We start from the raw sequence: 13,885 nt of genomic DNA on the forward strand, positions 1-13,885 counted from the left end.
AAAGCTAAGGCTCGTAGCTTGTGGGGTCAAGGCCCGTTTATTGTCGGTGGTGGGTGTTAGAACTGATCCCGTCGGAAAACGCAGGTCGGCGGGTGGTTCGCCGGGGGAGGAGCGGTGTTTGGGAGGTGAGGTGCGCCGGGGTGGCGGACGTGTCCGCGGGGTCTCCAGGGGGAGTTCCGCGGGCGCTGGAGCCGGCTGCAGGGGCGACTGCGCGCGGCGCTGGGGAGCGCGGCGTGGTGGGGCTGGGCGGTTGCCGGGGGACGCTCGCGTCGAGCTGGGGAGCGCGATGCGGACGCCGTGCGGTTGCCGGGAAACGCCTGACATTGCCTAGGGGAGCGCGGCCGAGGGGCGGTCGGGACGCTTCGCACCGAGCTGGGAGCGCGGTGTGCGGCGGTCGCCCTGCGGCTGGGCACTCCTCGCATTGCGCGCCGGGGAGCCTGCAGTGCGGGCCGGGTGGTGGCTGCGCGCGGCGCTGGGAAGCGTGGTGCGGCAGGGCCGAGCGGTGATCGGCGAAGCCTGGCGTTGCGCTGGGGAGCGCGACGCGGCTGGGGTTCGCCGGCACTGTCGAGGTGGCGCATGTCGTCGAGGTGGAGACGGGTGTAGCTCGGGGAGCGGCGTCCGTTGCGCTTGGCCGATCGCGCAGTAGGGCCGGCGGCAGGTGCACGTGGTCCGGAGGAGGATCGAGCCTGGGGACCGGGTTCTGACGGGGGTCAGAGCGCGATGGTGAGATCTTCCTCCGCGACCAGCACTTCGCCGTCGAACTCAGTGCGGGCCGCGGCGCCACCGAGCGACCCGCGACCCCGCCCCCAACCACACCCCCGCGCAACACTCCCGACCCGGCACCACAGCCACCCGCACCCCGGCCGGTAGCGTGCTGTTCGTGCTGACCGTCTCCACCGTGAACGTCAACGGCCTTCGCGCCGCCGCCAAAAAGGGCTTCGTCGAGTGGCTTGCCGCCACCAAGGCCGACGTCGTCTGCTGCCAAGAGGTGCGCGCCACCGCGGAGCAGCTTCCCGCGGGCGTCGTCGACCCCGATGGCTGGTTCGCGGCGCACGCTCCCTCCGCCGCGAAGGGGCGCAACGGCGTCGCCGTCTACAGCCGTGTGGAGCCCGATGCCGTCCGCGTCGGTTTCGGGGAGCCCGAGTTCGAGGACAGCGGGCGTTACCTCGAGGTCCACCTGCCGAAGGTCGTCGTCGCGAGTCTCTACCTGCCCAGCGGGGACGTCGGTACCGAGCGTCAGGACGAAAAGGAACGCTTCATGGCCGCGTTCCTGCCCTACCTCGTCGAACTGCGGGCCAAGGCCGCCGCCGACGGCCGGGAAGTTGTCGTCGTCGGGGACTGGAACATCGCCTACGGCAACGTCGACCTCAAGAACTGGCGCGGCAACCGCAAGAACTCCGGTTTCCTGCCCGAGGAACGCGAGTGGCTCGGCCGCGTCTACACCGAGGCCGGCTACGCCGACGTCCAGCGGCGCCTCGATCCCGACGGCCCCGGGCCCTACACCTGGTGGTCCTACCGCGGCCAGGCCTTCGACAACGACTCCGGCTGGCGCATCGACTGCCAGCTCGCCACCCCCGGGCTCGCCGAGAAGGTCGTGTCCGTCGTCGTCGAGCGCGCCGCCGCCTACGACCAGCGCTGGTCCGACCACGCGCCCGTCACCGCCACCTACGACATCTAGGCCGCGCGGGCGGCGCGCCAGGTCTCGCTGTCCACGAAGTGGTTGTCGAACCGCTCCTGCGACGCCAGGATCTCCGCCGGTGACGCCTCGCCGCGCCGGATGCGGTCGATCAGCCGGAAGTACTCGAACCGCTCGACGCCGGGCGTGAACACGATCAGCACGTCCGCGCCGGACCGCGAAGACGCGCCAAAGGCGTGCGTGGTGTGCGGCGGGACGAACAGCATGTCACCCGTCCGCACGGTCACCACCTCGTCGTCCTGAAGGACCTCCAGCTCCCCGTCGAGCATGAAGAACATCTCCGCCGACGCCGTGTGGAAGTGCGGCGTCGCGCCGTCGCGCCCGCGGCCCAGCGACGCGCGGTTGGTGCTCAGGTGCCCGTCCGTCCGGGAGACGTCGGCGAGCAGCGTCATCGTGTCGGGCGTGGTGCCGAGCTGTTCGGCTTCGTCGTGGCGTACCAGCAAAGTTGTCATACCGAGATGGTTCCACGGCTGATAGTTCGCTGTCAAACTATCTGGGAGCGAATAGACTGCCCGGGTGACTGACGAAGACGCCGTCGACGCCGTGGTGTCGGCGTGGGCCCGCGAACGGCCCGACCTCGATCTGACCGCCATCGGCGTCGCCGGCCGGCTCAGCCGGCTGAGCCTCGTGCTCGGCCCGGCGCAGGAGCGCGTCTTCGGCAAGTTCGGCCTGCAACGCGGGGAGTTCGACGTCCTGGCCGCGCTGCGCCGCTCCGGGAAGCCCTACACGCTGATCCCGTCGGAGCTGTCCGCGACGCTGATGATGTCCCGCGCCGGCATGACGAGCCGCCTCGACCGGCTCGAAGCCGCCGGGTTCGTCGAGCGCACGCTCGACCCGAACGACCGCCGCAGTTTCCGCATCCGCTTGACGGACAAGGGTTTCGAGGTCGTCGACGCGGCGATGACCGAGCACACCGCGAACGTCACCGAGCTGCTCTCTTCGTTGCGGGGCAAGGAACTCGGCCTGCTCGACGACGTCCTGCGCAAGCTGCTGCGGGAGTACGACACCCCGTGAACGCGATCAGGGCCTCCCCGCGGGGGAAGGCCCTGATCGCCGCGCCGGAGGAGGTCAGCAGGACAGGTTGTCACCCGTCGGCACGCCGAGGATCCCGGTGATCTGCGTGTACTTGTCGACCCGGCTCTGGACCTGCGCCGGGTTGCCGCCGTTGCACTCGATGGACCCGTTGATGCTGCGGATGGTCTCGCCGAAGCCGCGCTGGTTCACCATCGCGTCGTGCGGCGTCATCGTGCCCGGGCCGGTCTGCGTGTTCCAGTACCAGAGGCCGGTCTTCCACGCGACGGCCGCGTCCTGCTCGACCAGGTACGGGTTGTTCAGCAGGTCGATGCCGAGCGAGTCGCCCGCGGCCTTGTAGTTGAAGTTCCAGCTCAGCTGGATCGGGCCGCGGCCGTAGTAGGCCGCGGTGCCCGCCGGGCAGCCGTAGGACTGGCTGGTGTCGCAGTAGTGCGGGTAGTTCGCGGTGTTCTGCTCGACGACGTAGACGAGACCGCCGGTCTCGTGGTTGACGTTGGCCAGGAACGCGGCCGCTTCCTGCTTCTTCACGGTGTCGTCACCGGTGTTCGCGAAGCCGGGGTACGCGTCGAGCGCCGCCGTCAGGCCGCTGTAGGTGTAGAAGCTGTTGCGGCCCGGGAAGATCTGGTCGAACTGGGCCTCGCTGACCACGAACGCGGCGTCCGAAGTGGCCGGTGCGGCGGACGCGGTCGCGGTGGGGAGCACGACGGCCGCGGCGGTGGCGGCGAGTGCGCTCACCGCCACTCCGGCGAGCTTCAGGAACCGGGGGAAAGACATACGGGACTCCTCTGGTCGTGTCGGTCGTGCGCGGTCCGACCGAGCCGTGTGGGCCTGTGCCAAGAGGTATAGACCAATCACCAACGAGTGAAACGGGGTCATGGCGAAGAGGCCGCGATCGGAGCAGTGTGAACTGCGGTAAACGGCAGAACGTGAGGTGGTGTTGCGATGAACGGGTGACCAACGGCCGGACAACGATCGGTCAGCGTCTACTCTGAGTATGAGCGTTCCGTCTTCCGCAACACCGTTCGGGTGATCGCTGTGAACCCTGGGGGTGCCCGGATCGTGGTACGAGATGGGCGCTAGTCTCGGCCCCCGAGTCGAGTGGGTCCTCAGGCCTTGACACGCTCGGTAGTTTTTTGACCAGTAGCACGCAGCGTCTCACTCATTTGGGTGAGCGTTTCGCTCGTCACTCGCGGGAGGCACTCCGGTGCGCAACCCAGGTCATCTCCTGATGCGGTCCACGCTGCGCGGGTTCCGCGCCGTCGCGGTCCTCGCCCTCGTCCCGGCCGGCCTGCTGGCCGTCGGTGGGGTCGCGCTGGCCGACGTCACGACCGCGCAGGCCGACACCACCACCGACAGCTTCGGTGTGCTGGGCCCGGTCGGCCTGGTCGCCGTCGCGCTCGGCATCGTCGGCATGACGCTGGGTGTGCTGCGCCAGCGCCGCAAGACCCGCTCCACCGCCGAGATCGTCGAGGCCGTTCCGGTCGTCCCGGAGGTCACGGGCCCGGTGACGGCGCTGGCGGAGGCCGTCCTGTCCGAGCCCGACACCGGTCCGACGCGCCCGTTCCTGGCCCCGCACCCGCACGCCTGAGGCCCCTCGACGCCGTCAGTGCGTCGCGGCCTGAAAGAATCCCAGCGTGTCCGAAGAGCAGATCGCAGCCGCCCGCCGTCCGCGGGTCCTGTCCGGGATCCAGCCGACCGCCGACTCGTTCCACCTCGGCAACTACCTCGGCGCGCTGCGCCAGTGGGTGCGGCTGCAGGACACGCACGAGCCGTTCTACTGCGTGGTCGACCTGCACGCGATCACCGTCGAGCAGGACCCGAAGGTGCTGCGCCAGCGCACCCGCGTCTCGGCCGCGCAGCTGCTCGCCATCGGCATCGACCCGCAGCGCAGTGCCCTGTTCGTGCAGAGCCACGTGCCGGAGCACGCCCAGCTGAGCTGGGTCATGGAGTGCCAGACCGGGTTCGGCGAGGCCGGCCGGATGACGCAGTTCAAGGACAAGTCCGCGAAGCAGGGCTCCGACCGCTCCAGCGTCGGCCTGTTCACCTACCCGATCCTGCAGGCCGCGGACATCCTGCTCTACCAGGCGGACGCGGTCCCGGTCGGCGAGGACCAGCGCCAGCACCTGGAGCTGACGCGCGACCTCGCGCAGCGCTTCAACAACCGCCTGGGCAAGACGTTCGTCGTGCCCGAGCCGTACATCATCAAGGACACGGCCAAGATCTACGACCTGCAGGACCCGACGAGCAAGATGAGCAAGTCGGCGTCCGCCGCGAACGGTCTCGTCGAGCTGCTCGAAGACCCGAAGCGCTCGGCGAAGAAGATCCGCTCGGCGGTCACCGACACCGGCCGCGAGGTCGTGTTCGACGCCGAGAACAAGGCGGGTGTCTCGAACCTGCTGACGATCTTCTCGGCGCTCGCCGAGCGCACGATCCCGGACCTCGAAGCTGCCTATGAAGGCAAGGGCTACGGCGACCTGAAGAAGGACCTCGGCGAGGTCTTCGTCGAGTGGGTGACGCCGATCCAGGATCGGGTCAAGTCCTATTTGGACGATGTGACCGAGCTGGACAAGGTCCTCGCCGCGGGCGCGGAACGCGCTCGCGAGGTGGCCTCGAAGACGCTGGCCAAGACGTACCAGCGGATCGGGTTCCTGCCGCCGGTGCGGTGAAGCTCATCCTGCTCAACGGCCCGCCGGGCAGCGGCAAGTCGACGCTCGCCCGGCGCTACGCCGACGACCACCCGCCGGCGCTGGCCCTGGACGTCGACCGCGTCCGCGCGCTGATCGGCGGCTGGCGCGAGTCGCCGGGTCCGGCGGGTCTGCTGGCCCGGGACCTCGCGACGGCCGCCGCCCGGACACACCTCGCCGCCGGTCACGACGTCGTCGTGCCGCAGCTGCTGGCCCGGCCGGAGTTCGCCGAGCGCCTCGAAGCGCTGGCCCGTGAGACGGGTGCGAGTTTCCACGAGATCGTGCTCCTGCCCGGCCGCGAAGTGGCGTTGCGCCGCTTCGCCGAACGCGGGTCGTCGGAGGTCGAGGCGGCTGTGCCGCTCACCAGGGCCGAGCTGGCCAAGGCGTATGACGCCGTGGCCGCGTTCGCGAAGACCCGGCCGCGGGCGATGGCCCTACGCGCGGAGGACGCTTACGAGAACCTCCTCGCCCTTCTTGCCCAGGCGTGACGAGGGTTCCACCGGCTGTGAGATCCGTCGGGTCGACCCCAACTCAGCCCCCACCCATCCCTGGGGGGCGTCCCCACGTCCAGTCTATCGGCGCCCACCGACGATTCGAGGTTTCGTGGTCCGGAGGGCCCGGGTTGTCCACAACTGTCGAGCCGTGTGGACAACCCTGTTGCTGTGACCGGGAATGACGGTCGTCCCGGCGCCCGCCGGTGATCAAGATCGGACCTACCAGGCCCTTCTCGCCTCCCTCACGCAGGCCGCTCGCGTTGCGGGAGTCACCCGGCGTGGTTAGCGTTTCACGGTGGCGAACGAAGAAACGAAGGAAAAGCTCCTGCCGCGGCTGCGGCGGAAGTACCCGTGGCTCGATCACCTGATCCGGGCGAACGAGGCCTTCAGCGAGCGGTACGGCAACCACTACGCGGCCGCCATCACCTACTTCAGCGTCCTGTCGGTGTTCCCGCTGTTCATGGTGGCGTTCGCCGTGGTCGGGCTGGTCGTCAACCACGACCAGACGATCATCACGAAGATCACCGACGGCATCAACAGCTCCGTACCGGACGGCCTCAAGGAGCTCGTCAACGGCATCGTCAAGGGCGCGCTGGACTCCGGCGGCGGGATCGGGATCTTCGGCCTGCTCATCGCCCTCTACTCCGGCATCGGCTGGATGTCGAACCTGCGCGACGCGCTCACCGCGCAGTGGGGCCAGGAGAAGCAGCCGCAGCCGGTCGTCAAGCAGACGCTCAAGGACCTGGTCGCGCTCATCGGCCTCGGGGTCGCGCTCATCGTCTCCTTCGCGCTGACCGCTGTCGGCGGCGGTGTGGGGCAGTTCCTGCTAGAGCTCGTCGGGCTCGAACACGCGACCTGGGCGATCGTCCTGCTTCGCGGGGCGACGATCGTGCTCGGCCTGGCCGCCAACACCCTCGTGTTCCTCTGGGTGATCGCGCGGCTGCCGCGGGAGCAGGTCGCGCTGCGCAGCGCCGTCAAGGGCGCCGTGGTCGCCGCCATCGGGTTCGTCATCCTGCAGCAGGTCGGCTCGATCTACCTGGCCAGCGTCACGAAGTCGCCGTCGGCCGCGCTGTTCGGGCCGGTCATCGGGCTGCTCGTGTTCGCGAACCTCGTCTCGCGCTTCCTCCTGCTCATCACGGCGTGGACGGCGACTGCGAAGGAGAACCAGCACAAGATCGTCCAGCCACCGGCGCCGGTGCGGCTCGAGCAGAGCGTCACCGTGCAGCGCGGGCCGGGGCTCGGCACCGTCGCGGGGGCGTTCGGCGCCGGGGCGCTGCTCGCGTGGCTGGGTGGCCGTCGCAAGTCTTGACAGCGACCCGCGCGGTAAAGAAACTGAACCGGTAAGAATTCTGAACCGGAGGTTTCATGCTGGACGCCGCTCGCGAGTGTGCCGCGCTCGCCAAGACGCTCGCGCCGGTCACCGAGCGGCAGCGCGCGCTGCCCGCCGAGCTGGTCGCGAAGCTGACCGACGGCGGGCTCCTGCGCAGCGGCGTCCCCGGTCACCTCGGCGGCCCCGAAGCGCCGCCCGCCGTCAGCCTGGAGACGGCGGAGACGGTCGCGCGCGGTGACGCGTCGGCCGGCTGGTGCGTCTCGATCGCCGTGACGAGCAGCCTGCTCTCGGCCTACGCCCCGCGGAAGTGCGCCGAGGAGGTCTTCGGCGACCCCCGGACGGTCGCCGCGGGCGTCTGGGCGCCGCGCGGGACCGGCCGAAGAGTCGACGGCGGGTACGTCGTCTCCGGCCGCTGGCCGTTCTGCAGCGGAATCCCGCACTGCGACTGGCTTTTCGCCGGGTTCGTGCACGAAAGCGCGTTGTATGTCGCCGCGTTGCCGAAGGACGGGATCGAGGTGCTCGACACCTGGCACACCAACGGCCTGCGCGGCACCGGCAGCCACGACTGCGTGGCCGACGACCTGTTCGTCCCGGAGCACCGCGTCTTCTCCGTGCTGGGCGGGCCGCCCGAGGAAGCCGTTGCGCTGCACCGGTTCCCGCTCTTCGGCTTCTTCGCGCTGTCCGTCGCCGCGGCCGCGCTGGGCAACGCGCGCGGCGCGATCGACGACCTGATCGAGCTGGCGTCGACGCGCAAGCCGCTCGGCTCCAGCCGGTCGCTGGCCGAGCGGTCGCAGACCCAGGCCGCCGTCGCGGAGGCCGAAGCCGCCCTGCGCGCGGCGCGGTTGTTGTTCTACACCAGCATCGATGACGCCTGGCAGGCCGCGCAGGGCACCGACCCGGTCCCGGACCGGCTCAAGCTCGGTTTGAGACTCGCCGCGACGCACACCACGCGCACGGCCGCGAAGGTCGCCGACAGCATGTACGACCTCGCCGGCGGCGCGGCGATCTACGAGACGTCACCGCTGCAACGCCGGTTCCGCGACGCGCACACGGCCACCGCGCACTTCCAAGTCAACCCGGCCAGCTTCGAGCTGTCCGGCAAGCTGCTGCTGGGCGTGCCGGCCCGCACCGAACAGTTCTGAGGAGCCCCGTGCCCGTCAACGCCCAGTACCGCCTCGCCGCCCGGCCGTCCGGCCTGCCGAAGGACGACGACTGGCAGTACACCGAGGACGCCGTCCCGTCGCCCGGTGACGGCCGGTTCCTCGTCGAGGTCCAGTACCTGTCGCTCGACCCGGCCATGCGCACCTGGATGAACCCGGGCCGCTCCTACGTGCCGCCGGTCGGGATCGGCGAGGTCATGCGCGCCGCCGGGATCGGCACGGTCGTCGAGTCGAACCACGCCGGGTTCAAGCCCGGGCAGAGCGTGTTCGGCACGTTCGGCGTGCAGAACTTCGCCGTCTCGGACGGCCGGGGCGTCCAGGTCGTCGACACGTCGCTCGCCCCGGCGCCGACGTTCCTCGGGACGCTCGGGATCAGCGGCATCACCGCGTACTTCGGGCTCTTCGACGTGGGCCGCCCGGAGCCGGGCCAGACCGTCGTGGTGTCGGCGGCGGCCGGGTCGGTCGGCATCGTCACCGGCCAGCTGGCGAAGATCCACGGCTGCCGCGTCGTCGGCATCGCGGGTGGCCCGGACAAGTGCCGCACGCTGGTCGAGGAGTACGGCTTCGACGCCGCCGTCGACCACCGCGCCGGGAACCTCCGCGCGGACCTGAAGGAGCACGCGCCCGACGGGATCGACGTCTTCTTCGACAACGTCGGCGGCGCCGTCCTCGAAGCGGCCCTCGCCCGGCTCGCGCGCGGCGCCCGGATCGTGCTGAGCGGCGCGGTTTCGCAGTACAACAGCACCGAAGGCCCGCGCGGCCCGGCCAACTACATGCAGCTGCTGGTGCAGCGCGCGTCCATGACCGGTTTCGTCTTCTCCGACTACGCCGACCGGTACCCCGAGGCGATCGAAGCGCTGGCGGGTTGGGTGCGCGAAGGCAAGCTGAAGACGCGCGAAGACGTCGTCACGGGCGGGATCGCGAAGTTCCCCGAGACGCTGCTCAAGCTGTTCCGCGGCGAGAACACCGGCAAGCTGGTGCTGGCGCTGTGACCGATCTCCGGCACCGGTTCACGGCGGACTCGGTCGGCCGGGCGCTCGACCTGGTCGGGGAGCGGTGGAGCCTGCTCATCCTGCGCGAGTCGTTCTTCGGCGTCCGGCGCTACGGCGAGTTCGCGCGCAACCTGTCCATCCCGCGGCCGACGTTGTCCGCGCGGCTCAAGACGCTGGCCGAGGCGGGTGTGCTGGAGCGCGTCGAGGAAGTGCCGGACCGGCCCGAGTACCACCTGACGCAGGCCGGCCGTGACCTCTTCGGCGCCGTCGTCACGCTCATGCAGTGGGGCGACAAGCACCTCGCCGGGCCGGACGGGCCGCCGATCCTGTTGCGGCACAACGACTGCGGCGAGATCACCGAGACGTACGTCGCCTGCGGGCACTGCGGCGGCGCGATCGCCACCGACAAGGTGACCCCGGAGCCCGGGCCCGCGTTCCGCTAGCTGCCCGCGGCCTTCTTGCGCTGGTGCCCGACCACGAACGCGCCGACGATGATCAGGAACACCACCAGCGTGATGATCCAGCCGGTGACGCCGAACGGGTCGTCCTTGGCGCCTGAAGCTGTCGACGTCCCGCTGTTGGTCGCGGTGCTGCCATCGGGCAGGATCGACGGCTCGCCGCTCTCGGGCGTCGCGGGCGGCTGGTAGGTGATCCGGCCGACCGGCTCGGCGTGGTCGGCCTCCAGCGCGAAGCCGTAGTCGAGCAGCTTGCCCGCCTGGTCGACGACCTTGGTCGGCTTCTGCTCGGCGCGCAGCATGACGACGGCGAGCCGCTTGCCCTGCTGCTGCGCCGCGCCGACGTAGGTGTGGCGGGCGTCGTCGGTGAACCCGGTCTTGCCGCCGAGGAAGCCCGGGTAGACGCCGAGCAGCTTGTTGTCGTTGTACACCGGGATGGCCGGCTTGCCGCCGGCCGGCGGGATCTCGAAGTCCTTCGTCGCGACGGCCTTCGCGAACTCCGGCTGCTTCATCGCGTAGTGGAAGATCAGGCTCAGGTCGTAGGCCGACGTCGACATGCCCGGCCCGTCGAGCCCCGACGGTGTCGCGGCGCGGGTGTCGAGGGCGCCGATGCGGACGGCCATCGCGTTCATCTTCGTGACGGTGGCGTCGACCCCGCCGAGCGCCGTGGCGAACGCGTGCGCGACGTCGTTGCCCGAGTGCATCAGCAGGCCGTGGAGCAGCTGGTCGACGGTGTAGCCGCCGCCGGCGACGATGCCGACGCAGGTGCACTCCTGCTCGGCGTCCTCCTTCGTCGCGACGAGCACCTGCTCGGGCTTGAGCTGGGTGACGACGACGAGCGCGAGCAGCGTCTTGATCAGCGACGCCGGCCGCTGCCGGGCGTGCGGGTCCTTCGCCGCGATGATCGCGCCGGTGTCGAGGTCCTGCAGCACCCAGGACGCGGCGGTGTTGCCGTCCGGCGGGTTGAGCGCGCCGTCCGGGGTGACGAGGCCGCACTCGGCCAGCCGCGGGCCGCCGACGGGCACGCTGGGCACCGGCAGCGCCGCGGGCGCCGCCCGGCCGGGCGCGGGCCGCTCCGACGTGTCGACCGCGGGCGGCGGCGCTTGGTGGTTCGCGCACTGCGCTCCTTGCGGCGGCGCGGCGGCCGCGAGGACCGGCGTGCCCAGGGCCAGGAGACCGGCGGTGAGCGTCGTCGTGAAGACCTTGAGCGACCGGGAGGCGACGGAGTGCACCCACGCAATCTAGCGTCGCCGCGGCCCGCGCATACTCAGGGGCATGCGGATTTCCAAGCGCACCTCGCTGTTCCTGCTGGCCTTCGGCGTGTGGTCGTGGATCATCTGGATCACCTTCGCCAAGAACCTGTGGGCGAGCGACCAGTCGTGGACGCCGGACGGCTCGCCGACCGCGTACTTCGTCGTGCACGCCGTGCTGACGGTCGTGTCGTTCGTGCTGGGCACGCTCATCGGGGTGCTGGGCTGGCGCGGCGTGCGTGCGGCTCGCGTCGCCTCCTGACTTTGGTCGGTGGCGCCCGGTTGCCCCTCGGTTTAGGTTGACGCCACCGAACATGGAGGTGGAATGTCCCGTTTACGCCGAATGGCGGCTCCGCTGGCGCTGGTCGTCGGGGGTGGCCTGCTGGCCGCCGCGCCGGCCGCCGAGGCCGCCCCGGTCGCCTGCGACACCATGAGCACGGCCTACACGTACGTCGTGACCTACCAGCCGGGCACCCGCGCGTCGGCCGTCGACAAGGAGCTGGCCGCGAAGTGCGGCACGAAGGTGGCGTACTACGGCGAGATCGGCGTCGCGATCGCCAGCTCGCGCAACGCGGACTTCCAGCAGAAGATCGGCGTCTACCGGGCGTACTCGGGCGGCAAGGACGTCGCCTCCGCCGGTGCGGCCCGGTCGTCTCTCGGCGCGGTCCGGACGCTGGAGGACACCCAGTCGGTGGCCGCCGCGGGTGACCTGTCGGCGCAGCAGTGGGACATGAAGGCGATCCACGCGCCGGAGGCCAACAAGAAGTACCAGGGCAGCCGCGCGGTGACGGTCGGCGTCCTGGACTCGGGCATCGGCGCCACGCACCCGGCTCTCAAGGCTGCGATTTCCCCGTCGGAGTCGGCGGGCTGCATCACGGGCGCGCCGGACCTGACGCCGGCGTCGTGGGCGCCGACGACGTCCGACCACGGAACGCACGTCGCGGGCACGATCGCGGGCAAGGACCCGGCGGCGGGCTTCACGGGCATCGCGCCGGGTGTTCGTCTGGCGTCGGTGAAGGTCGTCAACGACGACGGCTACATCTTCCCGGAGTCCGCGGTCTGCGGCTTCGTCTGGGCGGCGAAGCACGGCTTCCCGGTGACGAACAACAGCTACTACATCGACCCGGGCATGTTCTTCTGCTCCCGCGAGCCGGGCGACGCGGCGGCGTACGAAGCGGTCCGCCGCGCGATCACCTACTCGACGCACCACGGGGTCCTGAACATCTCGGCGGCGGGCAACTCGGGCTTCGACACGACAACGCAGACCACGGACCCGAACCGCCCCCACCCGGTGGATTCGTCGTGCGGCATCCTCCCGAAGGCGATCGACGGGGTGGTGACGGTGTCCTCGGTGGGCTACGCGGGCACGAAGTCGTCGTTCAGCAACTACGGCGAGATCGACGTAACGGCTCCGGGTGGCGACTTCGCCCAGACCCCGCCCGCCGGTGCCGGCCCGGCGTGCCCGCTGTCATCAACGGTCTTCGGCGGCCAGTACGGCTCGAAGTGCGGCACTTCGATGGCGTCCCCGCACGCGGCGGGCGTCGCGGCTTTGCTGGCTTCGCGGTTCCGCGGCATCCCGCCGCAGCTGCTGTCCCGGTTCCTGACGGGCGAGGCAGACCCGGTGGCCTGCCCAACAGCCGAGGCGACGTGCTCCGGCCCGACACGCGACAACTCCTACTACGGCCACGGCCAGGTAAACGCGCTAGACGCAGTCCGCTAGTTCCAAAGCCGTGAAGGCCTCCTTACCGGCTCTTATGGCCGGTAAGGAGGCCTTCACGGCTTTCAGGCGACGCGGGTCAGGTGCACGGCCGGTCGTGGGCGGGCCTTGGCGGCGAGGTGGGCGGCTTCCAGTTTCACGAGCACGCCTGCCGGGTTGTGAGTCAGTTCGGACGGCAGTGTCTGGACGACTGGGATGCCGGCTGCCGCGTACCGGGTGTTCCGATCAAGCGTGCGGGCGTAGTCGCCGCGCGCGAAGTGAAACTCGAACGAGTCGATCTCCCATGCGAGGCCCACGTCGTCCCACCAGCCGTCAGGGCAGGCGACGTACCTGCCTGCCGCGTCGTGGACATCGACGTTCCAATGGCTGGGCGGATTCGCCAGTCGACTGCTCAACCGCTTCGCGTGGGCTTCGGCCATGGAACGGACGGTTGTCCATTCCATCAGGAGCCGCCGCGGGATCGCTGTTCCTCGCTGACTGCCGTTGTTCAACTCCCGGAGCAGCATCTCCGGTGTGCAGCGTCCGCGTTGGATTGCTTCGATCAGCACCTGAGTACATATCTCGTCGTCGTAGAGCCGGCGAAGCACATCAGTGGTGGCGCGGGTCAGCGGCGCCAGCGGGAATTCGTTCCTGATAGTCGGTGCCGGCAGCCGGAGCGTGCGTTCGACGGTGACGAAGTCGGTGCTCCGAATCTTGCGCTCATGGGGAATCAGCAGATGCAGGTCGTGGGTGGCGGGCAGCTGAGCCGACCGCATGCCTTGGCGCCGGCAGGATTCCACACCGGTGATCTGCGCGCCCGCCCCGGCGTAGAGCAAGGCCGCTGTCGCACGCTGATCCGTGGTCGGATCGTGGTTGTGCAGCTGGACTACGCCAGGCAGCAGCCTTCGCCATTGGCCCCCGGGAAGGCATTTGCGGTAGGCGGTCTTGCTGTCGATGCCGACAGCTTCCAGGTCCGTGACACGCACAACGCCGTCGCGGCTTCGTTCGCGCAGCAGTTCCGGGTGAAGTTCCCACCGTCCTCGTTTAGGCATGCCACACATCGTGTAGCCGCACTGCCCCAACCGACCAGCCCCAC

General features: G+C 70.1%; 15 protein-coding genes. 11 read left to right on the forward strand and 4 right to left on the reverse strand.

The features are described from left to right. The first annotated feature begins 871 nt into the window (after window positions 1-871). The gene (locus MUY22_RS16585; protein WP_247060734.1) at window positions 872-1,678 is read left to right on the forward strand and encodes an exodeoxyribonuclease III; all 807 of its coding nucleotides are present in this window, start codon (window positions 872-874) and stop codon (window positions 1,676-1,678) included. Here MUY22_RS16585 and MUY22_RS16590 read toward each other — a convergent pair. Continuing rightward, window positions 1,675-2,148: a cupin domain-containing protein gene (locus MUY22_RS16590; RefSeq protein WP_247060735.1), complete on the reverse strand. Its 474-nt coding sequence runs from the start codon at window positions 2,146-2,148 to the stop codon at window positions 1,675-1,677. The two genes, MUY22_RS16585 and MUY22_RS16590, sit on opposite strands and share 4 nt — an antisense overlap. Before the next feature lie 64 nt (window positions 2,149-2,212). Here MUY22_RS16590 and MUY22_RS16595 point away from each other — a divergent pair, with 64 nt between their 5' ends. Then, on the forward strand, window positions 2,213-2,710 hold the full coding sequence (locus MUY22_RS16595; protein WP_247060736.1) for a MarR family winged helix-turn-helix transcriptional regulator: 498 nt from the start codon (window positions 2,213-2,215) through the stop codon (window positions 2,708-2,710). A 54-nt stretch (window positions 2,711-2,764) separates the two neighbouring features. Here MUY22_RS16595 and MUY22_RS16600 read toward each other — a convergent pair whose 3' ends face one another. Beyond that, complete coding sequence (locus MUY22_RS16600; RefSeq protein WP_247060737.1) at window positions 2,765-3,502, reverse strand: chitinase; 738 nt, start codon at window positions 3,500-3,502, stop codon at window positions 2,765-2,767. A 454-nt stretch (window positions 3,503-3,956) separates the two neighbouring features. Between MUY22_RS16600 and MUY22_RS16605 the strand changes: the two genes are divergently transcribed. The 7 genes from MUY22_RS16605 to MUY22_RS16635 all read left to right on the forward strand — a co-directional run bounded on the left by MUY22_RS16605 (window position 3,957) and on the right by MUY22_RS16635 (window position 9,831). Next, complete coding sequence (locus tag MUY22_RS16605) at window positions 3,957-4,316, forward strand: hypothetical protein (protein WP_247060739.1); 360 nt, start codon at window positions 3,957-3,959, stop codon at window positions 4,314-4,316. A 46-nt stretch (window positions 4,317-4,362) separates the two neighbouring features. Continuing rightward, a complete protein-coding gene (gene trpS / locus MUY22_RS16610; protein ID WP_247060740.1) occupies window positions 4,363-5,394 on the forward strand; it encodes a tryptophan--tRNA ligase in 1,032 nt (343 codons plus the stop codon). Continuing rightward, window positions 5,391-5,900, forward strand: coding sequence for an AAA family ATPase (locus MUY22_RS16615; protein ID WP_247060741.1), 510 nt, complete (start codon window positions 5,391-5,393; stop codon window positions 5,898-5,900). Before trpS ends, MUY22_RS16615 begins: the two co-directional genes overlap by 4 nt. A gap of 301 nt (window positions 5,901-6,201) precedes the next feature. After that, on the forward strand, window positions 6,202-7,215 hold the full coding sequence (gene yhjD, locus MUY22_RS16620) for an inner membrane protein YhjD (protein ID WP_247060742.1): 1,014 nt from the start codon (window positions 6,202-6,204) through the stop codon (window positions 7,213-7,215). A 56-nt stretch (window positions 7,216-7,271) separates the two neighbouring features. Next, a complete protein-coding gene (locus tag MUY22_RS16625; protein ID WP_247060743.1) occupies window positions 7,272-8,378 on the forward strand; it encodes an acyl-CoA dehydrogenase family protein in 1,107 nt (368 codons plus the stop codon). Window positions 8,379-8,386: 8 nt separating this feature from the next. After that, on the forward strand, window positions 8,387-9,388 hold the full coding sequence (locus MUY22_RS16630) for an NADP-dependent oxidoreductase (RefSeq protein WP_247060744.1): 1,002 nt from the start codon (window positions 8,387-8,389) through the stop codon (window positions 9,386-9,388). Beyond that, window positions 9,385-9,831 carry a helix-turn-helix domain-containing protein gene (locus MUY22_RS16635; protein WP_247060745.1) on the forward strand — a complete coding sequence of 149 codons (447 nt, stop codon included), beginning with the start codon at window positions 9,385-9,387 and terminating at the stop codon, window positions 9,829-9,831. The genes MUY22_RS16630 and MUY22_RS16635 overlap by 4 nt, the downstream gene beginning before the upstream one ends. Here MUY22_RS16635 and MUY22_RS16640 read toward each other — a convergent pair. Continuing rightward, window positions 9,828-11,075 (reverse strand): D-alanyl-D-alanine carboxypeptidase family protein, encoded by a 1,248-nt coding sequence (locus MUY22_RS16640; protein WP_247060747.1) that lies wholly within the window; start codon window positions 11,073-11,075, stop codon window positions 9,828-9,830. The genes MUY22_RS16635 and MUY22_RS16640 overlap by 4 nt on opposite strands. A 43-nt stretch (window positions 11,076-11,118) precedes the next feature. On the opposite strand from MUY22_RS16640, the gene MUY22_RS16645 reads away from it, so the two are divergent. Continuing rightward, a complete protein-coding gene (locus MUY22_RS16645; protein ID WP_247060748.1) occupies window positions 11,119-11,355 on the forward strand; it encodes an SCO4848 family membrane protein in 237 nt (78 codons plus the stop codon). A 63-nt stretch (window positions 11,356-11,418) separates the two neighbouring features. After that, window positions 11,419-12,813: a S8 family serine peptidase gene (locus MUY22_RS16650; RefSeq protein ID WP_247060750.1), complete on the forward strand. Its 1,395-nt coding sequence runs from the start codon at window positions 11,419-11,421 to the stop codon at window positions 12,811-12,813. Between the two features lie 62 nt (window positions 12,814-12,875). Here MUY22_RS16650 and MUY22_RS16655 read toward each other — a convergent pair whose 3' ends face one another. Beyond that, window positions 12,876-13,841 (reverse strand): hypothetical protein, encoded by a 966-nt coding sequence (locus tag MUY22_RS16655; protein ID WP_247060752.1) that lies wholly within the window; start codon window positions 13,839-13,841, stop codon window positions 12,876-12,878. Between the last annotated feature and the right edge of the window lie 44 nt (window positions 13,842-13,885).

Origin of the sequence: Amycolatopsis sp. WQ 127309 (assembly GCF_023023025.1) — a bacterium.
Taxonomy (GTDB): Bacteria; Actinomycetota; Actinomycetes; order Mycobacteriales; family Pseudonocardiaceae; genus Amycolatopsis.